At 60.8% G+C, this 25,783-nt stretch carries 28 protein-coding genes and 1 pseudogene; 13 read left to right on the forward strand and 16 right to left on the reverse strand.

The features are described 5' to 3' along the window. Positions 1-523: 523 nt before the first annotated feature. From FJ419_RS27190 to FJ419_RS27205, 4 genes are all read left to right on the forward strand, one after another. Positions 524-1,534, forward strand: coding sequence for a class I SAM-dependent methyltransferase (locus FJ419_RS27190; protein ID WP_246679406.1), 1,011 nt, complete (start codon positions 524-526; stop codon positions 1,532-1,534). A 108-nt stretch (positions 1,535-1,642) separates the two neighbouring features. Continuing rightward, a complete protein-coding gene (locus FJ419_RS27195; protein WP_246679407.1) occupies positions 1,643-3,490 on the forward strand; it encodes a Z1 domain-containing protein in 1,848 nt (615 codons plus the stop codon). Between the two features lie 155 nt (positions 3,491-3,645). Further along, a complete protein-coding gene (locus FJ419_RS27200) occupies positions 3,646-4,293 on the forward strand; it encodes a HEPN-associated N-terminal domain-containing protein (RefSeq protein ID WP_140700367.1) in 648 nt (215 codons plus the stop codon). After that, the gene (locus FJ419_RS27205; RefSeq protein ID WP_140700368.1) at positions 4,290-5,585 is read left to right on the forward strand and encodes an RES domain-containing protein; all 1,296 of its coding nucleotides are present in this window, start codon (positions 4,290-4,292) and stop codon (positions 5,583-5,585) included. The genes FJ419_RS27200 and FJ419_RS27205 overlap by 4 nt, the downstream gene beginning before the upstream one ends. A 273-nt stretch (positions 5,586-5,858) precedes the next feature. Here the strand turns inward: FJ419_RS27205 and FJ419_RS27215 are convergent, their stop codons facing one another. Together FJ419_RS27215 and FJ419_RS27220 are read right to left on the reverse strand one after the other, a co-directional pair. Then, complete coding sequence (locus FJ419_RS27215; protein ID WP_140631864.1) at positions 5,859-6,047, reverse strand: hypothetical protein; 189 nt, start codon at positions 6,045-6,047, stop codon at positions 5,859-5,861. Between the two features lie 283 nt (positions 6,048-6,330). Then, positions 6,331-6,510: a hypothetical protein gene (locus FJ419_RS27220; RefSeq protein ID WP_246676305.1), complete on the reverse strand. Its 180-nt coding sequence runs from the start codon at positions 6,508-6,510 to the stop codon at positions 6,331-6,333. A 318-nt stretch (positions 6,511-6,828) separates the two neighbouring features. Between FJ419_RS27220 and FJ419_RS31320 the strand changes: the two genes are divergently transcribed. From FJ419_RS31320 to FJ419_RS31505, 3 genes are all read left to right on the forward strand, one after another. Continuing rightward, positions 6,829-7,143, forward strand: coding sequence for a hypothetical protein (locus FJ419_RS31320; protein ID WP_246679408.1), 315 nt, complete (start codon positions 6,829-6,831; stop codon positions 7,141-7,143). Further along, on the forward strand, positions 7,140-7,364 hold the full coding sequence (locus tag FJ419_RS27230) for a DUF768 domain-containing protein (RefSeq protein WP_140700369.1): 225 nt from the start codon (positions 7,140-7,142) through the stop codon (positions 7,362-7,364). Before FJ419_RS31320 ends, FJ419_RS27230 begins: the two co-directional genes overlap by 4 nt. Before the next feature lie 78 nt (positions 7,365-7,442). After that, on the forward strand, positions 7,443-7,574 hold the full coding sequence (locus tag FJ419_RS31505; RefSeq protein ID WP_281405771.1) for a hypothetical protein: 132 nt from the start codon (positions 7,443-7,445) through the stop codon (positions 7,572-7,574). A gap of 193 nt (positions 7,575-7,767) precedes the next feature. On the opposite strand, the gene FJ419_RS27235 is transcribed toward FJ419_RS31505, so the two are convergent. From FJ419_RS27235 to FJ419_RS27250, 4 genes are read right to left on the reverse strand one after another with little or no spacing between them, the layout of a single operon-like run. Beyond that, on the reverse strand, positions 7,768-8,013 hold the full coding sequence (locus FJ419_RS27235) for a MoaD/ThiS family protein (RefSeq protein WP_095768248.1): 246 nt from the start codon (positions 8,011-8,013) through the stop codon (positions 7,768-7,770). 60 nt (positions 8,014-8,073) lie between these two features. Next, positions 8,074-10,338, reverse strand: coding sequence for a xanthine dehydrogenase family protein molybdopterin-binding subunit (locus FJ419_RS27240; RefSeq protein ID WP_140700370.1), 2,265 nt, complete (start codon positions 10,336-10,338; stop codon positions 8,074-8,076). Positions 10,339-10,341: 3 nt separating this feature from the next. Then, on the reverse strand, positions 10,342-10,818 hold the full coding sequence (locus FJ419_RS27245) for a (2Fe-2S)-binding protein (protein WP_095768250.1): 477 nt from the start codon (positions 10,816-10,818) through the stop codon (positions 10,342-10,344). Beyond that, positions 10,818-11,678 (reverse strand): xanthine dehydrogenase family protein subunit M, encoded by an 861-nt coding sequence (locus FJ419_RS27250; RefSeq protein WP_140700371.1) that lies wholly within the window; start codon positions 11,676-11,678, stop codon positions 10,818-10,820. Before FJ419_RS27250 ends, FJ419_RS27245 begins: the two co-directional genes overlap by 1 nt. 196 nt (positions 11,679-11,874) lie before the next feature. Between FJ419_RS27250 and FJ419_RS27255 the strand changes: the two genes are divergently transcribed. Beyond that, positions 11,875-12,744: a tetratricopeptide repeat protein gene (locus FJ419_RS27255; RefSeq protein ID WP_140700372.1), complete on the forward strand. Its 870-nt coding sequence runs from the start codon at positions 11,875-11,877 to the stop codon at positions 12,742-12,744. Here the strand turns inward: FJ419_RS27255 and FJ419_RS27260 are convergent. From FJ419_RS27260 to FJ419_RS27275, 4 genes are all read right to left on the reverse strand, one after another. Beyond that, on the reverse strand, positions 12,682-13,398 hold the full coding sequence (locus tag FJ419_RS27260) for a hypothetical protein (protein WP_140700373.1): 717 nt from the start codon (positions 13,396-13,398) through the stop codon (positions 12,682-12,684). The two genes, FJ419_RS27255 and FJ419_RS27260, sit on opposite strands and share 63 nt — an antisense overlap. Before the next feature lie 69 nt (positions 13,399-13,467). Continuing rightward, positions 13,468-14,001 (reverse strand): DUF1629 domain-containing protein, encoded by a 534-nt coding sequence (locus FJ419_RS27265; protein ID WP_140700374.1) that lies wholly within the window; start codon positions 13,999-14,001, stop codon positions 13,468-13,470. Between the two features lie 412 nt (positions 14,002-14,413). Then, on the reverse strand, positions 14,414-14,773 hold the full coding sequence (locus tag FJ419_RS27270) for a hypothetical protein (protein WP_140700375.1): 360 nt from the start codon (positions 14,771-14,773) through the stop codon (positions 14,414-14,416). Positions 14,774-14,783: 10 nt separating this feature from the next. Beyond that, on the reverse strand, positions 14,784-15,533 hold the full coding sequence (locus FJ419_RS27275) for a hypothetical protein (protein ID WP_140700376.1): 750 nt from the start codon (positions 15,531-15,533) through the stop codon (positions 14,784-14,786). A gap of 623 nt (positions 15,534-16,156) precedes the next feature. Here FJ419_RS27275 and FJ419_RS27280 point away from each other — a divergent pair. Next, entirely contained in the window at positions 16,157-17,137 is a 981-nt protein-coding gene (locus FJ419_RS27280) for a GlxA family transcriptional regulator (RefSeq protein WP_140700377.1), read from the forward strand. Between the two features lie 33 nt (positions 17,138-17,170). Here FJ419_RS27280 and FJ419_RS27285 read toward each other — a convergent pair whose 3' ends face one another. Both FJ419_RS27285 and FJ419_RS27290 read right to left on the reverse strand, forming a co-directional pair. Beyond that, positions 17,171-17,941, reverse strand: a complete 771-nt coding sequence (locus tag FJ419_RS27285) for a hypothetical protein (protein WP_140700378.1) — start codon at positions 17,939-17,941, stop codon at positions 17,171-17,173. Positions 17,942-17,998: 57 nt separating this feature from the next. Next, positions 17,999-18,844, reverse strand: a complete 846-nt coding sequence (locus tag FJ419_RS27290) for a hypothetical protein (RefSeq protein WP_140700379.1) — start codon at positions 18,842-18,844, stop codon at positions 17,999-18,001. A 409-nt stretch (positions 18,845-19,253) separates the two neighbouring features. Here FJ419_RS27290 and FJ419_RS31325 point away from each other — a divergent pair. The 4 genes and pseudogenes from FJ419_RS31325 to FJ419_RS27310 all read left to right on the forward strand — a co-directional run. Further along, positions 19,254-19,385 (forward strand): annotated as a pseudogene (locus FJ419_RS31325) (aspartate aminotransferase family protein); the annotation flags it as partial. Positions 19,386-19,579: 194 nt separating this feature from the next. After that, positions 19,580-19,861 (forward strand): hypothetical protein, encoded by a 282-nt coding sequence (locus FJ419_RS27300; protein ID WP_140700380.1) that lies wholly within the window; start codon positions 19,580-19,582, stop codon positions 19,859-19,861. A gap of 105 nt (positions 19,862-19,966) precedes the next feature. After that, on the forward strand, positions 19,967-20,923 hold the full coding sequence (locus tag FJ419_RS27305; RefSeq protein WP_140700381.1) for an EamA family transporter: 957 nt from the start codon (positions 19,967-19,969) through the stop codon (positions 20,921-20,923). A 122-nt stretch (positions 20,924-21,045) separates the two neighbouring features. Continuing rightward, positions 21,046-21,261, forward strand: coding sequence for a hypothetical protein (locus tag FJ419_RS27310; RefSeq protein ID WP_140700382.1), 216 nt, complete (start codon positions 21,046-21,048; stop codon positions 21,259-21,261). A 189-nt stretch (positions 21,262-21,450) separates the two neighbouring features. Here the strand turns inward: FJ419_RS27310 and FJ419_RS27315 are convergent, their stop codons facing one another. The 4 genes from FJ419_RS27315 to FJ419_RS27330 are packed head-to-tail and all read right to left on the reverse strand — an operon-like array spanning position 21,451 to position 25,457. Beyond that, a complete protein-coding gene (locus FJ419_RS27315; protein ID WP_140700383.1) occupies positions 21,451-22,608 on the reverse strand; it encodes an ABC transporter ATP-binding protein in 1,158 nt (385 codons plus the stop codon). Beyond that, positions 22,601-23,743, reverse strand: coding sequence for an ABC transporter substrate-binding protein (locus tag FJ419_RS27320; protein ID WP_140700384.1), 1,143 nt, complete (start codon positions 23,741-23,743; stop codon positions 22,601-22,603). The genes FJ419_RS27315 and FJ419_RS27320 overlap by 8 nt, the downstream gene beginning before the upstream one ends. Continuing rightward, positions 23,740-24,582, reverse strand: a complete 843-nt coding sequence (locus FJ419_RS27325; protein ID WP_140700385.1) for an ABC transporter permease — start codon at positions 24,580-24,582, stop codon at positions 23,740-23,742. Before FJ419_RS27325 ends, FJ419_RS27320 begins: the two co-directional genes overlap by 4 nt. Continuing rightward, positions 24,579-25,457 carry an ABC transporter permease gene (locus tag FJ419_RS27330; RefSeq protein ID WP_140700386.1) on the reverse strand — a complete coding sequence of 293 codons (879 nt, stop codon included), beginning with the start codon at positions 25,455-25,457 and terminating at the stop codon, positions 24,579-24,581. The genes FJ419_RS27325 and FJ419_RS27330 overlap by 4 nt, the downstream gene beginning before the upstream one ends. Positions 25,458-25,783: the final 326 nt, after the last annotated feature.

Here is a 25,783-nt window from a genome sequence, read left to right on the forward strand (position 1 = left end):
ACCCGAGTTCCCCGTAAATGTGGCGGCACTGTGCATATCATGATGAGGCGAAACTATGCCATGAAGAGGGGCATGGGCGTTGCCGCGGCTGAACAGAACATTTGCAAAAACACTCAGGGATTGCATGAGCCGTCCCTTGGCTAAGGAAGTTATGATGCACGGTCCGGCGCCTGCATTACGCGTCGTCGGCTGGCCAATTACCTGTGGTCGGTTGTTGCTATGGATAGTCGGCCCAACCGATCCCGACTTGATCTCAAATTTCGTCCGGGCAATACTTCAGAATTTCAATAACTTGTGATCAAACTAAATCTGAGACGAAACAGATTCGGGGTTCGTGGTGGCTAAAACGATACATCCATTTCCTGCCCGCATGGCACCTGAACTAGCCTTGCATGGCCTTTCGGGATTGAGTCACGGGCACGTGGTGCTCGATCCAATGACTGGGTCGGGGACAGTCTGTCGGCAGGCATCGGACAACGGGCTACGAGCGATTGGTTTGGACATGGATCCTTTGGCCGTATTGATGACCCGCACCTGGACGTCACCGCAGGCGAACGATGTGTCAAGAGCATTGGTCACAGAAGTGATTACTGAAGCACGCACTCTTTCAGAGGACGTTTGTCTGGACTGGATCGATGCTGACGCCGAAACGGAAGCCTTTACCCGGTTTTGGTTCGCAGATCGGCAGAGATGTCATCTGCGAAAAATAGCTGCGGTCCTTCATCATTATCGCGAGCAGAGGCTCAGCGGAAATGATGCAGCAGCATTGGATATAGCCAGCCTAGCGCTCAGCCGTATCATTGTGACGAAGGACAACGGTGCCTCCCTTGCCCGGGACGTTTCTCATAGTCGTCCGCACAAGGTCTCCGAGACATCCGGCTTCGATGTCTGGCGTGGTTTTGAACTTGCCGCAAACTCGATCACCAAGAAACTCGAGGCTGAGCCACCGAAGGGTGGTGTCGATGTGTCTCGCGGAGACGCTCGATCGATGGCCGCTGTGGGCGACCAGACGGTCGACGCGGTATTTACCTCACCGCCATATTTAAATGCCATTGACTACCTGCGCGGCCACCGGTTGGCCCTCGTTTGGCTGGGACATTCGCTGCCGGAATTGCGAGGCATCCGGTCTAACAGCATCGGTGCAGAGCGTCGTCCGGATCAATCGGACAGCGCAGAGGAATTCATGAGCATCCGCGCAGCAATTGGAACGACCGAGCAGTTGCCTTCCCGCTTCAGCAACATGATAGATCGGTATGTTCAGGACCTACGTCGCCTGATGGCCGAGGTTGCGCGTGTGCTGAAACCGGGCGGGCAGGCGACATTCGTCATTGGTAATTCATGCCTGCGTGGTGTCTACATCGACAACGCAGGCGCCGTGATGAAGGCTGGGAAGCAATCCGGATTGTTGGTTGAGAGCCGTTTGGAGCGAGACCTACCAGACGCAAACCGATATTTGCCACTGACTTCTGATCAGCTTGGGAAGCGTATGAGGCGAGAGGTCATCTTGATTTTTCACAAGCAGCACCTTAACTAATTGTCGATCTGTATGGAGCATTGCCGACGTATGCTGCCGCAATGAAATATAACTAGAAACTTGGATCAATCTATCAATAAGTGATTCGGGGTTTAATTGGGGATTTTTGTGGACAGAGAAATATTCGACCTAGGGGCAATTACTGACGCCGCATCCCTCAAAAACCGCTATGAAAACCAATTGCAGATCATGCGGGACAAAGGCCTTGAGACAAAATTTGTCCAAGCTGCGGTAGAGGATGCTCTAAAAAAACTTGCTAGCGGCGGAAAGACCGCGTTTGTAATCTATGGGGATCCGCAAAGCGGCAAAACCGAGATGATGATCTGCCTAACAGCAAAGCTGCTAGACACCGGCCATAAGATCATAGTCCATCTTATGAACGACAGCGTTGACCTCCTTGCTCAAAATCTTGAGCGCTTTGGATCGTCTGGGCTTTCCCCGGCTCCCATGAACTCGGTCGAGGCAATCAAGAAGGGCGTGTTCGATAGCGAAGCCATCATCTTCTGCAAGAAAAATGGTCGCAATCTAGCCAAATTGCTCGAGGCCATCGACGACGCCCGCGAAAACGGTCAGAGTGTACAGTCGCTTGTGATTATTGACGACGAGGCCGATTTTGCCTCACCAAACTCCAAGATTAACAGCGGTGGTAGAACACCGATCAACGAATACATCGATACGCTGATTGGCCAGAACGGTATCTATATCGGTGTAACGGCGACGCCCGCGCGCCTGAATCTGAACCACACATTCGACAACAAGCCAGAGCACTGGGTCCGATTCCCAGCCCACTCCCATTATACCGGGCAAGACACCTTTTTCCCTGAGAATTTGCAGGCGCCAGTCGGATACCGCAGGGTATGGCTTGCAAATGGCGGCGTAGAGTCGGAGGCGCGCACGGCCATAATTCGGTTTTGCGTAACGGTAGCCCATCTCAACCTGGGCGATACCCAAGGCAACTATTCAATGTTGTTCCACACCAGTGGTAAGAAGGCGCAACATGAAGTGGATACGGCGACAATCGAAAGGCTAATACAGGATCTCCGTGCTAACAGCGGGCCGATTTTCCAAGCGCTGGCAAAGGAAGCGTTCGACGTCGCTCGAGAACTCTATCCGCAAGATTCTGCAAACGCTTTGGCCAAGTACGTGGTCACTAACATTTCGCGCTCTCGGCTTTTCGTCCTCAATAGTACTAGGGATAGAAACGCCTTGACTGGTAGTGCGACAAAGCCAAGTTCACCCTTTACGTTTTACGTGGGCGGGAACGTTGTTTCGCGGGGAGTGACATTTGACAATCTGCTAGCGATGTTCTTTACACGGGACGTGGCAAACAAGCTTCAGCAGGACACATACATCCAGCGCGCTAGAATGTTTGGCGCCAGAAACAAATATCTTGAACATTTTGAGCTATCTATTCCCCAAAATCTCTACAACGATTGGCAGCGTTGCTTTGTCTTCCATAGGCTCTCATTGAAATCGATTGAGAACAGGATGGAGGCACCGGCGTGGGTGGGCGACCGGCGCATCGCCGTAGCAGCGCCTTCTAGCATAGACCAAACCACGGTTCAGGTGGACAAGGGTGAAATGTCGTTTTCCATGTTCGATTGGGACGTCACCCTTGATTCACTGGCTAACGCGGCACCCCACTCTGTCGCGACACTGCTTCTCATTCAAAAGATTGTTGGGGAATCCGCCCTTCCGACCTATTTGATCGATTATCTCGGTCGCTACGATGGCAAAGACACTCTGGTTATTCATGAGTCGATGCTCATCACGAGGTATAGACAGGAAATCTTGGACAAGATCGAGCGCCGGCAGGGCTTTCTCGGCAACAATCAGCTAGAGCCCGCGCTTTTTCCGAATGGCCAGCACCACGTACGCATAGTCCGAAACCCAACCAACAAGGCGCGTGTCTTTTTTAAGATCAAAGACTCTACGTTCACCCGAAAAGTTGTCTAGCAGTTCTACGGGCAGTTCTGTCCGACGCAAGTATAGACCTTTCTTGCGCCTCGGCGCGGTGACATCGGGATGTGGATCATGCGCACGTCCACCGGGTTCGACACCGAGTTGGCGATCCCCGGCAGCGGCGGTACGATCGGGGGCCTCGTCGTATAGTGAATGTCTGCTACAAATGCATCGGAGATAGCTATCTCAGCGACGAGATTCGTACTGAAGCCAAACGCGCACTCTGCGAATTTTGCGGCAAGAGGCGCCAGGCGTGCACCCTCGATGCACTCTCTCAACGTGTTCGCGATGTCCTTGAGAGCCACTACAGTCCGCACCAAGACGAATATGGTGCAGACGATGGACAGCCTGTCGTTGACCTGATCCTCAATCTCCTCGACTGTGAGGAATCAATTGCCGAAGCCGTTCGAGCACACATCTCGCAGACGACGGCATGGGCAGCGCATGACGGCGGCTATTCCGACCCGTTCGGGAGCGAGACCTGCTATATCGAGCGGCCGGCCGATATTTATAATTTCCAAGAAACTTGGGGTTTCTTCCGGAGTGAGATTCGAAGCCGGTCGCGCTATTTCAGCGAAACAGCACGCCATGCTCTCCAAGAGATCTTCGGCGATCTAACGACCCTGACCAATTGGTCGCGCGAGCCCGTCATCCAAACTATTGGCACCGGTACCAAAATGACCGCGTCTACCGCGGGCGTATCGCCTTCTCCGAGGCCGAGCTCGAAACAATTCTCAAAGAGCCAGTTGCGCAACTCGGCCCGCCGCCGACAGCTGTGGCCCGCGCCGGACGCATGAACGCCAAAGGCATCTCCGTACTCTACGGAGCGCTCGAGGACGAAACCTGCCTAGCCGAAGTCCGCGCGCCAGTTGGCAGTCAGGTAGTCATTGGCCGGTTTCAAATGCTGCGCGAATTCCGCGTGCTGGACCTTAATCGCCTCGCTAGTATCTATACATCCGTCAGCGAGTTTGATCCGCGCTTTGACTTAATGGTGGGGCGAGCTCGGTTCTTTGAACGGCTCGTCCAGGAAATCAGTAGACCCGTTATGCCGCGCGACGAGGAGGACGAATATCTCGTGACGCAAGCTGTCGCCGAGTTCCTTGCCTCCAGTGTAAAGCCGCAACTGGATGGAATCCTGTTCGACTCGGCGCAAAAGCCGAACGGCCATAACTTGGTACTTTTTCATCGAGCGGCGAATGTTGAGCCGTATGATCTTCCAGCGGGTACAACAGTCCAAGTTCATCTGGGTTGGTCCACTGACGACGATTTCGACGATGGGATTTCTGTGTGGGAGACAACGCAGCGGCCGCCACTGAAGACAGCCATTCCGAAGCCCCAGCCAAAGGCACAAAGCCACCTTCCCGATTTCGCGGCTTTAATCGCCTCGCCAAGTGCCGGTGATGAGACGGGTTTCTTCCCATATATGGCGCCTGATCTTCGTTTGGACGTCAACTCGATGATCGTCCACCGCATCGCCTCGGTCCAGTACGACGCGCCGACACGGACGTTGCATAGATATCGTGAACAGGAGGGCGAGATGGATGAGATGATGGGCGATCCCGCCACTTTCGTCTATTTCGCATATGGGTCGAACATGTCCTCGGAACGACTCCGATTCCGTGTTTCCAGTTGCCGACCGCTTGGCGTTGCAACTCTGGTCGGCCACGCACTTCGGTTTCACAAGGTCAGTATCGATAAGTCTTCCAAGTGCAACGCGTACGCTACCGGGAATGCTGATGATGTCGTTGTGGGCGTGCTGTATAGCATACGCCGCTCACAGAAGACCGACCTCGATACTGCCGAGGGTCTCGGAAAAGGCTATGACGACGCGATGATAAACGTCATTTCTTTGGATAGCTCCGTCGTAGAGGCCGTGACCTACTTTGCGACAGAAGATGCCATCGACGAAAAACTTAGCCCGTACACTTGGTACAAGGACTTCGTCGAGGAAGGCGCCGCCGAGCACCATTTGCCGCAGTCTTATGTCAACAAATACATTGCTCCAATCGTCGCCGTGACTGACTCGGATGTAAAGCGCGAGAAGAGGCGACGCGCAGAACGGGCATCGTCGCCGAAATTCGAATTCTGACGTCGCCTATTTCTCTCGAAGCTTCTTGACGGCGGCCTCCTTCCCCCATAACCCCCGCCAACCTCGGCAGCAGAAAAATCTCCGCCCGGGCGGCAACTCCTCCCCCACGTATCCCGATTAATCGTCCCATAGATCGCGACCGCAATCCCGCGATCGGTCCACGGCTCGTCCCGGGATGTCCCTGCCCTCGATCTCGTGCTTGGCCTTGCCGCCGGCGCCGAACGAGCCCCAGAGGATGACTTCCGCCAGCTTGGACCGAGCCCTGTGACGCCCTCAACCTTCCTCCTCCACCACAAACGAAAGCGCGATCAGGTCGTCGACGTCGATGCCGCCATGGCCATTGTCCAGCACGTCCGCGACCTTTTGAAAGGCCAGCATGTCATCCATGCTGAGCTTGGCTTCCCTCAGCCTGTCTTGCAAGCCCGCCACCTTGGTTTCCAGGATCCTGGAAGTCTCGATCATGCTTGCCTCCGTTGCTGTCCAACGCCGCGTTCCACACGCTCAGCATCAGGCACGTGAACACGACCGGCCCGATGAAAAGGCTGATGCCCACGGCCGCCGCAATGCCCATCCGCTCCGCTTTCGCGGCGATCCTTGCAAGGCCGTCATCGGCCGGGACGAGATTGGAAAGATCGCGGTGATGGAGCGCGCTGTTGTCGTTTACGGCCGTCGGGGGCATCTCCCACCGCTCTCGGAAAGGAAACTGCTGCTCGCCAAAAGGTTCGCGGGAACTCATCCGCATAGGTCACACACCCCCCGAAAACGCCGCCTTGCCGTGGCGTTCGAAAAGCGCCAGCTTGGCCGAATAGCCAAGCCTGAGCTTGGTCTTGCAGGCATCGCACCGGAAGGTGCTCACCGACTTGAACCATGAACCGTTCCTGATGATCGGCCGGCGGCAATTGGGGCATTCATAGCGAAGACTCACGTCCCGCAACTCCTCCGAAATCGACATTGTCCACCTCTGTCCCCAGCCCCTGTTCTTTCTTCGGATGCCCACCACCTGGGAGCAGGTGGCGGGCGATCCAGCCAACTGACGATGAAGGGACTGATTGCTCGTCAGCGCAGCCCTAATGAGATCGCAGGGCTTATGTTTCACGCGACGGACCAATGCGCTGGCGAATGGGACCTCAGTCGGAGAGAGGGCCTCATCAGCGGAACCTAATGTTGGCCGCGCGCTTATGGCCACATGAGCAGGCGAGGTCTCGACTTCTTCGACCGATGGATCGCGGAGCATCTGCCAAACGTGATGACGGATGACCCCGTCGCAGTTGCCGATCTGGCCGACGAAATGATCAAGGCGGCCGAGTGCGAAGGCATCGCGGCCAGCGAGATCAACGAAGAAATCGACAGCGTTTTCGAGGTGATCTTCGAGGCGTTGCAGCATCGCGAAGGCAGTTTGGGGGAGAGCGACCAAGCTGTCTTCGAACTGCTTGCAGGACGCCTGGCAAGGGAAACCGGCATCACCCAGGAGCAGGCCGGCGAGCTGATCGAGACAATCGGAACCGACTGGGGGTCGCTCCTTCGCGAAGCTCATTTTCTGAAAGAGCAGGGCAAATGAGCGAGCGTGGCGCGGAGTTCTTCGGCAGATGGATCACCGATAATGTGATGCGCGGCAATGTGGGCGCGGACGTCGTCTCGGTTGCCGAGCTGACGACCAAGCTGTTCGCCGATGCCAGGGCGGCAGGTATCGCCGAGGAGGAGATTGAAGAGGAAGTCGGAAGCGCATACGAGGCGATCCTGGAGGCGATAGTCGGCTCCAAGCACAGCGGCAAACCGTAACGATCGGATGGCCGTCTATGGGAACATTAGCGTGCCCTAAAAGTTCTCTCAGCAAGGATCACACACTCAGGTGGAATCATGGCCGAGTTGGCATTTGCTTTTGTGTATTATTCGGGCCTGACCGGCCACGACATGGTCGGCGCCATTGTGTCTTTGACCGCGGGGCTTCTTCTCTACAACGTTGTGCGCGAAGACCGGCCAAACCGATAGCCGCCCGATAATCATGAGCGGCCCAGCTCGAAAGCGGGGGGGTGCCCACGAGCCGGGCCTGACCGGCGGGGGGACGGACTAGACGCAGGGCGCCGGCTGACATTGTTATATCAGCTTACGCTAAATTATAGCCATCCGAACGGAGGACGCTTTGGTCTCCCGCGCGCAGGGCCTATGGGGACGCGCGTCCCCATCACCCTCCAGCCAGCCGCGGCAGCAAAAATATCTCCGCCCCCTCCGGCAGTTCCTTGCTCCACGTATCACGGTAGATCGTCCCATCGATCGCCACCGCGATCCCGCGGTCGATCCAGGGCTCGATCCCGGGATACTGTTCCGCCAGCTTGCGGAACAGCTCCCTGATGTCCTTGGCCTCGATCTCGTGCTTGGCCTTGCCGCCGGCGACGGCGCTGAGCGAGCCCCAGAGGGTGACTTCGACCATTAGGCCCGGCTCCTCATCGGGCGGGGATGTGAGCCGAAAACCGCTTCACGCTTTTCGGCATCAGCCCTCTCGTTCCGCCTCCAGCGCCGCGAGAATGCGCGGCGGCGACATCGGGATATGGGTCATGCGCACGCCGACCGCGTTCGACACAGCGTTGGCGATCGCCGCCAGCGGCGGCACGATCGAGGTTTCGCCCACGCCGCGCACGCCATAGGGGTGGTTGGGGTTGGGGATTTCCAGGATCTGCGTATCGATCATCGGCAGGTCGGAGCAGACCGGGATGCGGTAATCGAGGAAGCCGGCGTTCTGCAGCCGCCCGTCCTTGCCGTAGATATACTCCTCGTTGAGCGCCCAGCCGATGCCTTGCGCGGCACCGCCCTGGTACTGGCCCTCGACATAGGTCGGGTGCACCGCCTTGCCGGCGTCCTGCACCACCGTGTAGCGGATCACCCTGGTCGCGCCGGTCTCGGGGTCGACCTCGATGTCGCAGATATGGGTGGCGAAGGAGACGCCGGCGCCGTCGGCGACGAGCTCGCTATGGCCGGCGATCGGGCCGCCGGTCGTGCCCGACTTGGCCGCGATATCCTTCAGCGACAGCGGCGACAGGTTGCCGTATTTCTCACCCTTGGCGATGGCGTGGCCCTTTTCCCAGGTCACGTCCTCCACCGGGATGTCCCACATCTGCGCGGCGCGATCCTTGAGGATCTTGATCGCGTTGCGGGCGGCCGAGATCGTCGCCATCGAGGAGGAGAAGGTGCCGCGGCTGCCGTCGGTCATGTCGTTGTAGCCCAGCGAGGACGTGTCGGCGACGATCGCCTTGACATTGCCGTAGTCGATGCCGAGCTCCTCCGCCGCCACCAGCGACAGCGAGGCGCGGGACCCGCCGACATCGACGGTGCCGACGGCCAGCGAGACCGTGCCGTCCATGCCGATGTTCAGATCCGTACAGGTCTGGCCGCCGAAATTGAACCAGAAGCCGCAGGCCATGCCGCGCCCCTGGTTGGCTTTCAACGGCGCCTTCATATGCGGGTGGCTCTTCACCGCCTCCAGCGTCGGCCCGATGCCGATCGGCCCGTAGACCGGGCCGTAGGACGAGCGCGTGCCTTCCTGCGCGGCGTTCTTGATGCGGAAGTCCACCGCATCCATGCCGAGCTCCTTGGCGAGCTCGTCCACCGCGCTTTCCACCGCGAAGGCCGCCATCGGCGCGGAGGGCGCGCGATAGGCCGCGGTCTTGGGCCGGTTGACCAGCACCTCGTAGCCGACCGTCTTGACGTTCTCGAGCTTGTAGCAGGCGAACGCCGTCATCGCGCCGATCTCGGCCCAGGAGCCGGCATAGGGGCCGCAGCTATAGCGCAGCGTCGCTTCCGCCGCGGTGATCGTGCCGTCCTTCCTCGCGCCTATTCTGACGTCGATCGAAGTGGCGCTGGTCGGGCCCGACGCGCGAAAAACCTCGTCGCGGGTCATCACCAGCTTTACGGGGCGGCCGGCCTTGCGCGACAAGGCAAGCGCCACCGGCTCGGCCCAGACATGGGTCTTGCCGCCGAAACCGCCGCCGATCTCCGACGAGGTGACGCGCAGCTTCGAGGCTTCGAGCCCAAGCAGCTGGGCGCAATGCTGGCGGTAGACGAAATGGCCCTGCGTGCACACCCATAGCTCCGCCGTGCCGTCCGGGTTGACGCTCGCCACGCAGGCATGCGGCTCGATATAGCCCTGATGCGTCTGCTCGGTCTTGAAGGAGCGCTCGACGATGAAATCGGCCTCGGCGAAACCCTTGTGGACATCGCCATGGCCGAACTGCGTGCGCTTGGTGACGTTGGAGGGCTTTGCCGGCTTTTCCTCCAGCCCCTCGGTGAAGACCTGGTCGTTGATCAGCGGCGCGTGGTGGTGCGCGGCCTCGTCGACATCGGTCACATGCGGCAGCACCTCATAATCGACCTCGATCAGCTTCAGCGCCTGGCGAGCAATGCGGGCGTCGATCGCCGCCACCGCGGCCACCGCATGGCCGTCATAGAGCGCCTTCTTGCGCGCCATCGAATTGTCGAGGATGTCGTACATGGCGGCATCGCCGTCGGTGAGGTCCGGCAGGTCCTTGGCCGTGATCACCGCCTTCACGCCGGCGAGCTTTTCCGCCTTCGAGGTGTCGATGCTTTTGATCACCGCATGCGCGTGCGGGCTGCGCAGGATCCGGCCGACCAGCTGTCCGGCCATGTTGAAGTCGGCGCCGTAGCGGGCGCGTCCCGTCACCTTGTCGACGCCGTCGGGGCGGATCGGGCGCGTGCCGACGGAAGAGAAATTGCGTCCGGAGTAGCGCGGATCGAAGTTCATGGATTACGCTCCCTTCATCACGTTTGCCGCATCCTGGACGGCGCGCACGATCTTGTCATAGCCGGTGCAGCGGCAGAGATTGCCGGCGAGCCCGAAGCGGATTTCCTCCTCGGTGGGCGAGGGGTTCTTCTCCAGCAGGTCCTTGGCCGCGATCAGGAAGCCCGGCGTGCAGATGCCGCATTGCAAGGCCGCGTGCTCCAAAAACTTCTGCTGCAGCGGATGCAGTTGGTCGCCATGCGCCATGCCTTCGATGGTCTCGACCTTGCGGCCCTCGGCTTCCGCGCCCAGCACCAGGCAGGAGCAGACCAGCCTGCCGTCGACGATGACGCTGCAGGCGCCACAGTCGCCGGTGCCGCAGCCTTCCTTGGCGCCGGTCAGCCCCAGCCGGTCGCGCAGCACGTCCAGCAGCGTCTCGTCGGGCTGGCACAGATATTCGACGGCGTCGCCGTTGATCGTGGTTGATACAGCTATACCGGCCATTATTTGCCTCCCGCACGCTTGTAGGCGGTCGTTGCGGCTCTCTGCGCCAGCACGCCCGCGACTTTCCGTCTGAATTCGATGGTGCCGCGCTTGTCGTCGATCGGGCGGCAGGCGCCGGAGCAGATCTTCGCCAGCCGCTCCAGCGTCTCTTCGTCGAGCTTCGAGCCGACCAGCACTTGCCCGGCTTCCTCGACCAGCAGCACCGTGGGCGCCGCGGCGCCCAGCGCCACGCGGGCGGTCTTGATCGCGCCCTTCTCGTCCAGCGTCAGGTTGACGCCGGCGCTCACCACCGCGATGTCCATCTCGGTGCGCGGAATGAAGCGCAGATAGGCGTCGCCCGCATGCTCAGGCCGCTTGTCGAGCAGGATCGCCTCGATCATCTCGCCCTTGGCCAGAGACGTGCGGCCGGGTCCGGTCGGCACGGTTTCCACGGCAATCGTGCGCTTGCCCGAAGGGCCGGCGACGACTGCTTGTGCCGCGGCCGCGACCAGCGCCGGCACGCTGTCGGCGGCGGGCGAGGCGTTGCACAGATTGCCGGTGATGGTGCAGCGTCCCTGCACCTGCTTGGAGCCGATCAGGTTGGCCGCCTCGACCACGCCGGGCCATGCCTGCTTGAGAGCCTTGTTCTCGCCCAGCACCGCGCAGGGCACCGCGGCGCCGATCCGGAAACCGTCGGCCGTCTCGGCGATATTGGCCAGGCCGCCGATTGCCTTGATGTCGACGATCAGCTCGGGCTCGATGAAGCCGCCCTTCATCCTCACCAAAAGGTCGCTGCCCCCGGCCAGGATCGCGGCCGGGCCTACTGCCTTGGCGAGCTCGCCAACGGCATCTTCGATTGAAAGCGGACGTATGTAACGCATCGTCTCCCCTTGGTGGTCATAATCGGATCGCCCGTTATAAAGCGTCTGGTTATAATGGCCATCCCGTTCGTGCATTGCACCATCCAAGTCAGGCAGGTTGGCCCTAATTCCTGGCCCAATCTTCCAGACCTGGGCCGAAACCACTCGCCTGCGTTGAGCCGGGCGTCCGCGCCACCATAGAGGAGCTTCAAATTCAGTGACCAGCACCGGTCAAGCCAGCAGCGAGGATCTGGTTCGCCGCGCCGTGGCCGCCTTCAATTCCGGCGACCACGCCCAGGCGATGGACCTGTGCGAGCTTGGCCTGAAGCGGCATCCGGGTGATTCCGCGCTTTGCCACCTTCTGGCGGCTGTATTGTTCGCCAGGGCGGACCTGCCGGCAGCCCGGGCACGCATCGAGGCGAGCCTCGCCACGCGTCCGGACAATGTTCCCGCCCTGATCCTGGCAGGCAGGATCGCCCGGGCCGAGGGACGGTTCGATGCTGCGTTGCAGTTCCTGGATCGCGCCGCGAGGCGGTCGTCCCAGGCGGAAATCCTTCTCGAGCGGGCACGCACCCTCGATCAGGCGGGCGATGCTTCCGCCGCGGGCGCGGCCTGGACAAAGGTCCTGCAAAGCGATCCGAAATCCGTGGAGGCGATGGCGCGCCTCGGACGCCTGGCCAGGCAACGCGGCGTGCCTGCCGAGGCGGAAGGCTTCCTCGAACGCGCCGTCGCCGGCGGCGGGCATCCGGCGCAATGGTTCGACCTAGGGCTGGTGCGCCAGGACATGCGCAAGTTCGACGCCGCCGCCGAGGCCTACCGGCATGTGCTGGAGATGAGCCCGGATGCCGCGGAAGCCGCGGTCAATCTCGGCGTCGTCCTGCAGGAAACGGGCGACCTCGACGGGGCGATGGCGGCCTATTCGCGAGCCTATCGTCTCGCCCCGTCCACCTTCGGCGTCATCGCCATGGCGCTCACCTCCGCGCCATGCGGCCGGCTCTGGCTCGACGAGGATGCGCTGCGTCATTCACTCGCTGGTGGAGTGCCCGCGCCTGGCGCGGAACCGCTTGCGGTAGACGCCCGGCGTTGACAGGACATCCGCGACCGTCCGTTCATAGGCGGCCTGGCGTTTTTCGTCGAACACTTCGTATTCCAGCCGCGGCGCGGCCCGCGGAACCGCGAAGCATTGCGCGACCGGAGTTCCTTTGCTGAGCACGCCGCAGAATTCGGGCTCCTTCCAGATCGCCGGGAAATTGATGCCGCCATCGCTGAACCGGTCCGAATCCACCAGGCCGGTCACCAGCCTGAAGGGAAGGTCCTCGCGATTGACCGGGTGCGTCGCATAGAGCGACCAGCCATCCTCGACCTCGATGGTCCAGAAGCTGTTGAATTTGAGCGCGGCCTGGCCAGGCGCGGCGAACGGGCTGCCGGCGAGCTGCCCCGGCGTGTGGAAGCTCAGCGGCGCTCGCGGGTGGTTTCCGGTGGCGGGTTCCGGAACCTTCCAGTCCCACGAAAACTTGCCCTGGTCGACCATGACGTCGCACGGCAGCAGGATCATGAAGCCGTAAGTCATCGCGTCGACCACCGGCGGGCATTGCTTGAGCGTGCGGATATCGCGGCCGTGGATCGCCGAATAGGCGGTGGCGGGCATCGTGCGCAGCCAGTCCGGCAGCACGCCGCGCGCCGGCACCGGGCGCGGCAAATGCTCCGCCAGCATCGGATCACATCGGAAAATCACACGCATCGCCGCCTCCCGGCATTGCGATACCATGCCTGCCCGCCGCGCTCCAAGCGGCGCTCGGTCAGTCAAGTGTCAACCTGCCGTGACCGAAGTCCATACGGGCTTGAACGATACCATGCGCAGTCCTGCCTTGCGCACCCGCTCGACGAACATGTCGTCGACAAAGACCGGGGAAGCCCGCATCGGCAGCTTGAACACTTCCGCCCCGCCAATCTTCTCCGCGTCGAGAGCGTAGCGCTCGATCGCCAATATGTCGCCGTCCTCGAACCGCACGATCTGCGACCGCGCCTCATCCAGCGCGTCGATCACATGCGTGACATTGAGCAGCCAGACCTTCTCGCCGCGCAGCGGGACCAACTCGCCGTAGGGGCGAAGCGCCGCCGCCAGCGCGTCTACGGCCGGCCGGCGCAAAAGCGGGGCATGCTCGCCGAGCCACCGGAAATCGGAATAGAGCCGTTCGCCTTCCTCGACACGCCGCATCACCGGCGGCTCCCAGCCTTCCAGCGAGCGTCCATCGAGGCCGAAGAACTCCTCGTAAAAACTGTCGTCGACGGGCAGCACCCATTCCTGCCCTTCCGACACAGTGAATTGATGGATGGTCGTCATCGCCCGATGGCTCCGCCGTTTTCGATGAAGGTCCTGCGAAGACGGCGCCGTGCCGGATTGCGACGCCCGGCGGTCTCCGAAAACGCGCGCAAGGAATCATCCAACGGTCAGAATCGATATTCAAGCAAGGTCCAGCCTATTCGCGCCGCTGGCCAAGCTGGTTCAGGCTTTCGTAGGCGATGATTGTCCGCCGAACGTGCAGCTGCGACGAAAGGATATCGGTGGATATCGTCGCCTGCTCGCTCGGCTAAGCCTCCTAAGCACTTCCAGCAACACCTTCAAACCCGTCAGTGGCAAGTTCCCGACCTATCGGCCGTGCTTGAGCAGCGTGAAACGTCCGAGAAAGCCATTCCTGGGCAAGAGCAGGGATGCAGTGTCGGCCCGACTAAAAAGCACGACGATGAAATTTCGCTCAACCTCCGCAAGGGCGGATGCCTCTGGCCAAAGCATCTTGTTCGGAGGTGGTCCCCTGTTTGAAACCATTGCTCCACAGGCTAACTGTCGAGCTATCTCCTGATTTCGTGTAGCAGAGACTATTCGGTTCGATCTTGCTCAGGACAGCCGGTTTGAGAGCCGTACGACTTTTCAAGCTCGACGCAGCGTGATGCATCAGCTCTGCAATCTCGTCTTCGTGAAGCGTCGGCAGATCGAGATCCGCTATGATGCGTTTGATGTCACGCCCCGGCTTCGCGGCGCCCGTTGTCGCCGGAGACTTCTTTGCCTTCGATGATTTAGGCTTTGGGGGAGATTTCGTTGCTTTTGGCGGTTTCATTGGCCCCTCCTTATTGTGTTGCCAAACTGGTGCGATAGCCCGCACGTATCAGTGCATTTTGATGATATGCCTCTGCAACCGTCGACAGTTCCTTCTTGGTCTCGCTCAGCTCGCCAAACGTGAAAACGATTTGGTGAGTGCGCTCTCGCCCCGCGCTCAAGAATGTGCCGGAGGAGTTGACCGCTCCCGTCGTGAATTTCCACGATGGGCTAATATCGCCGGAGATTTCCTCTTTGATGGAAACCGTCTTTGTCAGAACGTTCTTGCCATCCGCTAAGAGCACATTTCTCGTCGGTGGCCCGGCCAGATGCAATTCGATGGGGTGTAGTTTGGACTCCAACAGCGGCAATAACTGGAGATCGATGTCGACCAGCGGCGAGCCTTCCTTGTTATGGGTCGGGTCTCGACACGGCCGCTCGGTGCTGCCCTGCCGGAACAGTTCGGGATGGTATAGATCGGACACCGCGAAAAACATGTTTTGGGCATCCTCGCCGGTTGCCGTCGATCCGACGTTTACTCCTCCTGCGAGGGTAAGAAGTGCCGAAACGGGGGTTTTGGGGCCCCACTCTGCCGTCGGATTGATCTTCGTGTTTTCCGATACGGTTAGGTCGGTCGCCACCTCTACGCCCCAATTCAGCATGAAATCGGCGTAGGTCTTACGATTCGGCCTTTTCCTCGCCTGATCGAGGTCATTTCCGAGGGCGAGCGTTACGGCATAGCTCAACTCACAGACGATGCTGCGCACGAGTGTGGTGTTCATGGCCGCCACTTCTTCCGTGCTTGTGTGAGGCCAGTCACGTTGACCTGGGATATACTTCCCACACGAACTAAGTGCAAAACAAGATGCCGCTGTAACAGTAAAGCGTGTTAGCCTCATAGAAACAGCCTCCCCTCTGTCTCGTCGGGCGTCAACGATCGATCGCGGGCCGCATAACGGTCGCGTTCATCTGCTTGGCAGGAATCTATTATGTCCCCAATCGGTACATTAGTAGAGTGTAAACTCATTGTCTATTGTTTTTTTGAAGCGCATGTGAAGATCACAGTATTGAGCTTTCTAGACCGCCCGAACGTCGGGTGTGGACAAAATTGAAGTGTTTCATCATAAGTATTTGAATTATCTAGGTGCGTGCAGATGGCGAAACTATTGGAGCCGCGAAGTTATAGGTTAAATCGTGGTTAGAAATATGGAGGGAGAATCGGGAAGTATTTATTTAAAGATATTTGATGCGAAAAAAGGAGAATCTATTAAGTTGAATTATAGATTGCGTCGTTCCGCCTCGACTACTCGTCTCCGCCTCCTGGTGTCCAAATTGCTGGATCCGCGCCAAATCGGTCGCATCCGCGATAGTGCCTCGCCACGCAACCCGGGTAACGGTTCCCAGCATGGCCAAGAAGTTCGCATTTCTTTTGGTGCGCGATTTCACTTTATCGCCGCTGTCGCTGTTCATCGACACGCTGAGGCTCGCCGGCGACGAGGGCGACCGCAGCCGCAGGATCGAGTTCGACTGGGAGATCGTCGGCGAGCGCGGCCTGCCGATCCGCGCCAGCTGCGGCGTCGAATTGCTGCCGACCAGGGCGATGGGCAATCCCGAGGATTTCGACAATGTCGTGGTGGTCGGCGGCCTGCTCGACACCAGCCGCAAGCTGAGTTCGGAAAAGGAGGCGTTCCTGTTGCGCGCCGCGCAGAAGGGCGTGCCGCTCACCGCGCTCTGCACCGGCAGCTTCGTGCTGGCGCGCTACGGCCTGCTCGACGGCTACAGCGCCGCGGTCAGCTGGTTCCATATCAAGGATTTTCGCGCCGAGTTCCCCGATGTGAACGCCCACGCCGACAGCCTCTATTCCGTCGACCGCGGCCGCGCCACTTGCGCCGGCGGCACGGGCGCAGCCGACCTCGCCGGCTATTTCGTTTCGCAGTTCATCGGCCGGAAGGCAGCGGAGAAGGCGGCCAAGATACTGGTGCTCGACCGCATCCGCTCCAGCCGCGACGTGCAGCCGGTCGGCGACCTTTTTCCATCGGCCGCAAGCCGCGCGGTGAAGCGGGCGCTGCTCCTGATGGAAAGCAATCTTCAGGAGCCGATCCCGATCGGCGAGATCGCCGCCAGGCAGAACTGCTCGCGCCGCCAGCTCGAGCGCCTGTTCGGCGCCGAGCTCGGCATCGGCCCGATGGCCGCCTATCTGGCGCTCAGGGTTCACTATGCCAGATCGCTGCTGGAAGGCAGCGACCTCGCGATCGGCGAGATCGCCTATCGCTGCGGCTTTGCCAATGCCGGCCATTTCAGCCGCGTCTTCCGCCAGCAGGCCGGCATCACGCCGACCCATCTGAGGCATCCGAACCGGGCGGCGGCGAGTGACGTTGCCAGATAGCGGTCCCTGCGCACGACCTCGGCAAGCTGGCTTCTATGTCACCGCGACGACCTTCCCCGTCGCACCAAGGCGACACAGAACTTTCGCTTGTCGCACTTGGATGCCGCCTGGAAGCGCATAGTTTATTCGCACCTCGATCGGCGCCGCCAGACCGGCTCTGCGTTGGCGCATCGGACCGGCACTGACCGCGTATACGCGCACAGCACCAAGCGGCGCCGCGGCCGACATGATCGCCGCGCGGCAAGCGCTCACGACTTTGGGCGGCGTGCCTGGCTTCGCTTTCAGCGATACAAGGGGCGCAAAAGGATAGCCCGCTCTAAATCGCCCGAACTCCCCGCCACGTGCGCTGGAAGGTTTGAGGATGGATGGCAGGCTGATCGCGGTTGTTGCGCTTTTTGCAGAGAAAACGGTGGGGTTGTCGGGGGGCGCGCTGTCCCCGGTGCCTGACGTTGCGGTGCCGGCACCCGCCGACACGCCCGCGCTTGTGCTGCCTGCAGCGTCACCCGTCGAAACGCTCGCGCCGATCGATCCGGTGCCAGCGTCCACGGACGCGCCAACGCTTGCCCCTCCTGCGCCTGCCGACGCGCCAACGCTGACGCCGCCTGAACTCACCGACGCGCCAACGCTTGCGCCGCCCAAGCCGCCGACACTTGCCCCCAAGCCAGCGGAGACACCTTGTGATCCGGCGCTCACTCCAGCGCCGACGCCAATGCCGCCGACCTTGCCGCCACCGCCGACATCAAGAGCGGCCGCCGGTCCGGTAGCGGCTGCGATCATCAAGGCGACCGCCACGTATTTGCCCATTTCAGGACCCCTCCTGGGCATGCGTTCGTGCCAATCCAAATGTACTCCTGACCATCATCATCGAGGCGGGGTCGGAAGCAACGCGTCGGGGAGAGTGATCGTCGTCGCCACCAGAACCCGTTTCGGCGATCTTGGGATCTTCGCTCTGTTCTTATCCTGCAAGCCTGTTCGGCGGACAGCTTGGCCATCCTGGCTGGCAAGTGGAACCGCGGCGGAACGCGTCCCGGGCGCGCGCTCCATCTGCGCTGTGCGGCGCGCACTTTGCGCCTTGACGAGATCGATCGCCTTTCGCGCGGCGGTAAGGGACACGGACATGTCGGTCAGTTTTTGGCGCTCCTGCTCCAGCGCCGCGCTCAAGTCGGCAGATGCCTGCTTCGCAGCGTCTCTTTCCCGACGGGCGTCGTCGGCATCGCTTGCGGCCGAAACCGCGCGCGTGTGTTCCAGTTCCAATGCCTCGTCGACATGCTTTGCGGCAGCAACCGCCAGCTGGAGGTCCTTTAGGGCGGTGGCCCGCTGGGCCGCAGCCAGATTTGCGCGTTTCTGATCGGCCTCGCCGGCCTGGCGAGCTATGGCGAGTTCGTGCTCGAATTGTTCGACCTTATAGCGCTCTTCGGCAACCGATTGATTTGCCTCGGCCAGGGACACGTCCACAGCGTTGCGTGCTTCGTTTGTAGAAATCAATTGTGCCTTCAAGTCTTTGATGACGCGCTGCGCCGCTTCCAGATCGAGCTTGAGGGTTCCGTTGCTTTGGTTCGCCTCTCTCAGGGCCTTTGTCTGCTCCGCGGAGGTGCTGGCCAACAGCCTTGCCCGGGCGCTTGCTGTGCGCTCGGCATCCTGACTCAGGCCCAGTTGCGCTTTTGTCGACGCCAGTTCGCCTCGCGCCGCCGCGATCTGTTGCTGCATTTCGGCGCCGTTGTCTGGTGGAGATACCGCCGCCAAGAGGAGGATGCATCCGGGAACGGCGCTCCACCTCCAGTGGCGCATGCTGAAGCGAACCCATGCCGGGCGCGGGTCGTCTTCGAACTCCTCGTAAGATCCATGTATGGACGTCACGGGCCACGGTCCTCTGTCTACTGGGCATTCCTCGCGATGCTCAAAAACGTGTCATAGCGGCTCTGTGCATGAATTGCGGTTCTGGTTGTAACAGTTCGCTCCGTTTTGATTTATACCGCTGAATAATCTGTATTTTTCGAAACCGTTCCGGCCGCTTATACCAAATACGCTTTCAGGCCCAGGAAGCATCATCCAAATGGACTAAACCTCATGTCGATCGTTTCGCGGCAGAACTTGTGACGGCAGGGCCTGACGGCGCGCCGGCAAGATCATCGGCGGCGGCTTCCCGGCGGGTGCCGTCGGCGGGCGCGCCGATGTCACGGCGGTGTTCGATCCGACCGCAGGCAAGACCACGCTGCCACATGGCGGCACATTCACGGCCAATCCGATGATCGGACCCCTAAGATGCGAGCGTTCCCGTTAACCATCGATTAACTATCCGGTCGCCTTTAATAGGGTTCTGGAGGATACTGAGTTTTGGCCGCCAGCGATGATCTCGCGACTGCCGAAAATTAGAAAAGAGCGGCGGATACCGTCGCCGTCTGCCGGGGAGGCGCCCAGCATCTTAGATGAGGGAGCGCCGGAATGAATATCGAGGAAGCGGTCACTGCAGCGACGGCGGGGTCGAGCGCGCTCCTGTCCTGTCTCGGCCAGCCGGTCGTGGCCTATCACGTCACGGCCATCATGCGCGAAACCGACGCAAGACATGCGCGGCAGATGCAGCTCGCCTTGCTGCGGCGGAGCATCGAGGCCCTTGTCGAGGACGGCCTCGAGGACGTCGAAGCCAAACGCTTCGCATCGCAGTTCCACGGTCGCGTCGGCTCGGCATGGGATCTTTTGCATATGGCCGGCGACACGTCGCATTGATCCCTGTCGCGTGGCGCTTTTGCCGGGCAGGCTATGTGACGCTCCCGTCATGAGGTAGACTGTCGGCTGCGACTGGGCTGGCCTTCATGGAGCGGGGGACATGCGATGCAGGCGATACCGATAGCGCATCCGGCGGAAGCGCCCGTCGCCCGAGCGATACCGTCACTGGCTGGTTATCCCGCCGCTGCCTTGTGCTGGTTGCTTTCGGCCGGCGTCTATATCGCGGCAAAGTGGGTGGCGCCGGAAATGCCGCCCTGGGGGCTATGCTTCTGGCGGCTGGCGCTCGCCTGCGCCATTCTTTTGCCGATCGTGCACCGCCATCACGGCGCCGTGCTGGCGCTGCTCAAATCGCGGCCGCTGGAGATCGTTGCCGTCGGCGCCATCGGCCTGACGCTCTGCCAAGGGATGATCTACCATGGTCTGAACGACACCGATGCCACCACGGCCGGCATCATCATGGCGATGTCGCCGATCATGACCATGGTGCTGGCGCGTCTCGTGCTGGGCGAGCCCCTCGGGCTCTGGAAGTCGCTCGGCGCGGTTGCAGCACTTGCCGGCATGCTGGTGATTGTCGCGCATGGCAAGCTGGACGCGCTGGTGCAACTGCGCTTCAACATCGGCGAATTGTGGATCGTCGGCAGCGCCTTCTGCTGGGCACTCTACACCGTGCTGCTGCGCCGCTCCAAATTCGGCCTCGAACTCCTGCCGCTGGTGGTCCTTCTGCTCGGCGCCGGCGCGCTGGTGGCGCTGCCGTTCCACCTTTGGGAAATCTTCAACGACGAGCGCTCCGCCTTGAATGCCGACGGCCTGCTCGCGCTTGCCTATCTAGCGGGTCCCGGCGGCGCGCTGATGTACTATCTCTATAATCAAAGCGTGGAGGCTCTGGGCGCTAGCCGGGCAAGCATGCTGCTCTATTTGCAGACCTTGTTCGTCGCCGTGCTCGCCTACCTGCTGCTCGGCGAGAGCCTGCACGATTACGATCTGCTCGGCGCGGCCTTCATCGTGGTCGGGGTCGTGCTGGCGACGGCGATCAAGTCGAGGCCGGTTCCGGCAAAGGCGTGAACGAGCTGGCACGTGCCTTGATTGACATCGCGTCGTCACGAAGTTGTTTGCCTTCCCATTATATAAGGAGTCGCGTATATAAGGCTGCGTTACTATGCTCATTTTCAGAGGGGAATTAAATCATGCGCAAACAGAAATCGCTTGGACCGGCGCTTCTTGCTTCTATATCGCTTTTCCTCGCCGACGCCGCTTTAGCGAAAGACGCCTACAAAACACCATGCAGGGCGGATGCCCAACGACTGTGCAAGATGGTCGACAATGCAAAGGGGTTGAGCTGTCTTAAACAGCATATCAGTGAGCTCACTCCTGCCTGCAAGGCGTTTCTCTCCAAGAAATGAGCTGTAATAGCCGTCAAGGATCGTACTGATTACACGGCAGACCTACGGACCGCCAAGGTGGTTCTCCGTCCCGGAATTGCGTCAAAGCAAGGACATGGACCCGCTCGCTGTTTCGGAGAAACGGTGAACCGCTCCAGGCACCGCGACCGACGGAAATCGCCCATGCCTGCGGAAAGGCGGCCGCGGCCTTCAGGAAATCCGCAGCCCGGCCTCGTCCAGCAAGACGCAGTCGTCGGCGTCGAAGCCGAGTTCGATCGCTTCGCCTTCGCGTAGCACGCGGCCGTCGATCGGGGCGTTGGCGCGGATGTTCGCCTTGCCGCCTATGTCGACCTCATAGATGGCGCTGCCGCCGAGATAGGAGGCCGAGACGACCTGGCCGGGCAACCGGTTGGCGCTCGTTCCACCGACCGACAGTTTTTGCGGCCGCACCACGACGATGACGGCGCTTCCCTGCGGCAGCGGCATGGGTGACAGGACATTAATCGTCTGGCCGCTAGCGAGCGTGACAATGGTCGGCCCGTCGGATCTGCTCACCGTGCCTGACAGCATATTGGCCTTGCCGAGGAAGTCGGCGACGAAGGCGGTGGCCGGCCGCTCATAGACCTCTTCCGGCGTGCCGACCTGCTCGGCCGAGCCGGCATTCATCACCACGATGCGGTCCGACATCGACAGCGCTTCTTCCTGGTCGTGCGTGACGAAGATGGCGGTGATGCCGGTTTCCTTCTGGATCTTCTTGATCTCGACGCGCATCTCCTCGCGCATGTTGGCGTCGAGGGCCGAGAGCGGTTCGTCGAGCAGAAGCACCTGCGGCTCGAAGACGATGGCGCGCGCCAGCGCAATGCGCTGCTGCTGGCCGCCCGATAATTGCGAGGGCAGTTTCTTCTCGCTGCCCGGCAGCCGCACCATGTCGAGCGCCTGGCCGACCTTGCGCTTGATCTCGGGCTTGGCGACGTTGCGGTATTTCAGCCCGAAGGCGACATTGTCGAACACGCTCTTGTGCGGAAACAGCGCATAGCTCTGGAACACCAGCCCGATGTTGCGCTTGTAGATCGGCACGTCGTCGACCCGCCGGCCGCCGATCATGATCTGGCCGGCCGAAATATCGACCAACCCGGCGATGGAGCGCAGGATCGTCGTCTTGCCGCAGCCCGAAGGGCCGAGCAGCGTGACGAAGCTGCCCTTGCCGATCGACAGCGAGAAATCGCGCACCGCGACGAACTTGCCGTAGGCTATGTCGATGTTGCGGAACTCGACCGCCGGGTTGTTCGCCCCGGCGGCCGCGCTCGCGCCTTCCGCCCCGGCCGAGGCCGGCCGGGGATGGATTTTCGTGTCCTGGCCCTCAGGCACCTTTCGAGATCCTGTTCCACTGCTTGGTCCAGGCGTCCTCGTTGGTCGCCCAATAGACCGGATCGGCGAAGGTCAACGCCTTCATCGTGCCGGTCGGATCGAAAGCCGGCAGCTTCGCGATCTTGTCGGTCAGCTTGACCTTGTTCGGGTCGAGCGACGGCGGATAGCTCTGGCCTTCGGCCACCGCGATCGACGTCGCCGGATCGAGCATGAAGTTGATCAATTCCTCGCACTCGGCCATCGGCGAGCCTTTCAGGATCAGCATGTCCTCCATCCAGGCATAGGAGCCGGCCGGATCGAGATAGCCGATCGGGTGGCCCTGGTCCTGCAGCGCCGCGACGCGGCCCGACCAGGCGTCGGTCACCACGATCTCACCCTTGGAGAGCAGGTCCATCAGCTCCGCGCCGGAACTCCAGAACTTCTTGGCGAGGTCGCGCGTCTCGCGCACCTTGGCCCAGATCGCGTCCATGTCCTTGAGGTTGTTGGGATCTTGTCCGGTGGCGAGAGCCGCGTACCAGACGCGCGTCGTCATGTCGGAATAGCCGCCGACCTTGCCGGCATATTTCTTGTCGAGCAGAAGTGCGGCGCCCTTTTCCTTGGCCTCTTCCGGCGAGATCACCTTGGTGTTGTAGGCGATGCCGGTGGTGCCGTAATCGTAAGGCACGGCCGACAGCTTCGGCGTCAGCTTGCGGAACGGCTCGATCATCGGCTGCAGCACATTCGCCATGTTGGGAATGTTGGCCTCGTTGATCTCCGAGTTCATCCCGGCATTGATATATTTGATGTAGTAGTTGACGCCGGACGAATGGACGATCTGGAAGTCGCCGGGCTTGGCCGTCTTGATCTTGGTGATGATCTCGTTCTCGTCGCCGAACGTGCCTTGCACCACCTTGATCTTGGTCTTGGCCGTGTAGGGCTGGAAAGCATATTTGTCGATCGCGTCCTGCACCGTTCCGCCCCAGCCGTCGAAGCGCACCTGCTCGACCGCGGCAAGCGCCCGGCTCATCCATGGCATGGAGAGGCCGGCCGAGGCCGCGGCAGCCGCGGTCAGGCTCAGGAACGTCCGTCGGCTGAGATCGCCGTTGACATAGCGGTCGTGCAGCCGCTCCAGCCGCTTGGTGGTGGTCAGTTTCATCGTGCTTCCTCCTTGGGTTCGCCGCGTCTTCTCAGTTTCGTCAGGCTTTGCATCAGCAGGCCGCCGATCAACGGGATGCCGACGGTCACCACAATCATCACGGTGCCGAGCGCGTTGATCTCCGGGCTGATCGAGATTTTCAGCATGGAAAGGATCTGGGTGGGCATGGTCTCGACGCCCGCCGGCCGCCAGAACAGGCTGGCCGACGTGTTGTCGAACGAGATGGTGAAGGCGAGCAGCGCGCCGCCGACGACCGCCGGGATGAGCAGCGGCAGCGTGATCTCGCGGAAGGACGAGAAGCGCGAGGCGCCCAGCGAAAGCGCCGCCTCCTCATAGACGCGCCGGATTCCGACCATGCGCGCCTGCGCGATTAGCACCACATAGGGCACGGCTAAAAGGATATGGCCGAGCACCAGAAGCAGCATCGTGCGCGGCTGGTCGATTGCCTTGATCAGCACCAGAAGGCCGACGCCGAGAATGGTTTCCGGCACCAGCGCCGGCAGGATCACCAGCGTGCTCAGCGCCTGCTTGCCGCGGAAGTCGAAGCGCGCCAGCGCGAAGGCCGTGACGACGCCTATTGCCGTGGTGACGGCTGCGGTGACCAGCGCGATCCATAGCGAGGTGCGGAAGGCCGCGAGCACCGCTTCATTGCCCATCAGCTTGGCGTACCACTGCAGCGAAAAGCCGGTCATCGGGAAGCCTCCGAACATCGAGGCGTTGAACGACAGGATAACGGTCGCCACGATCGGCGCGAACATGAAAATGTAGACGCAGAGCGTGACGAAGCCGGTCAGCCGCCAGGCCCATCTGCCTTCCCTGTTCGGTCGCGCAGCCTTCATCCGCCAAGCCCTTTGACGATCTGCGACATGCCCATATAGCGGGTGTAGATCGCGGCGAAGAAGCCGAGCACGAGGAACAGCACGATCGACAGTGTTGCGCCCATCGGCCAGTTCAATTCGCTCATGATGGTGTCGTAGATCAAATTGCCGAACAGCGCGTCACGGCCCGAACCCAAGAGCTGCGGCGTCACATAGCTGCCGGCCGCCAGCACGAAGCAGAGCAGCAGGCCCGCCGCCAGACCAGGCAACGACAGCGGCAGTGTCACCTCGCGGAACGCCTGCGCACTGGTGCAGCCCATCGAGCGGGCCGCCGAGATCAGCGTGCGGTCAATGCCCTCGAGGCTGACATAGACGTTGAGGATCATGTAGGGCAGGAGGAAATGCAGCAGCCCCAGGATCACCGCGCCTTCGTTGTAGAGCATCGGCAGCGGCGCATTGATGATGCCCATTTTGAGCAGCGCGACATTGATGACGCCCTGTTCGCCAAGGATGTTGATCCAGGAAAAGGTGCGGATGGTGAAGCTGATCCAGAACGGCACGATGAGCAGGAGCAAGAGCAGCCATTTGTGCCTGAAGCTCGTCGCCCAGATGAAATAGGCCGGGAAATAGCCGAGCACGCCGCACAGCAGCGCGGTGATCGCGCCGACCCTCAACGTCTTCAGAAGGAAGCCGGAATAATAGCTGTCCGTGAAGAATTCCTGCCAGTTGGCGGTGGTCAACGCGCTGGTTTCGACGCCTGCGGTGACGAAGGTGAAGAACGTATAGGCCGCCATCACCGCGATCGGCAGCACCAGGAAGAAGATCAGCAGCAAGAGCACCGGTGCAACCAGCATCCAGGCCAGGCGCGGATCGTACAAGGTCCAGCGATTCTTCATGCGCACCCGGAGCTAGGCGCCTTCTTCGACGCGCTTATGTTCCCGCAGTGAAGATTGTTTCATTGCCGCCGCGATGTCTACAGGCGGTGATTGAGCCAGAGAGATGGGAGCGAGGAGGGTAACCCCTTTTGGCGTGTCGCCGGGGTACATTGTGGCGTTGTCTGAGCGCTTCTCCAGCAGCTTCGAGGAGCTTAATGCATCCGCATTGGTTGGAGCCTGCCGCTTCGCCAAAAGAGGCAGAATAGCGGCATATACGTGTCATTTCCTGGAACAAACGGTCACGTTTTCATTCAGTCTGATAACTATTCTGTGTTGCACCGCACCAT

Source organism: Mesorhizobium sp. B2-6-2, assembly GCF_006440615.1.
Classification (GTDB): domain Bacteria; phylum Pseudomonadota; class Alphaproteobacteria; order Rhizobiales; family Rhizobiaceae; genus Mesorhizobium.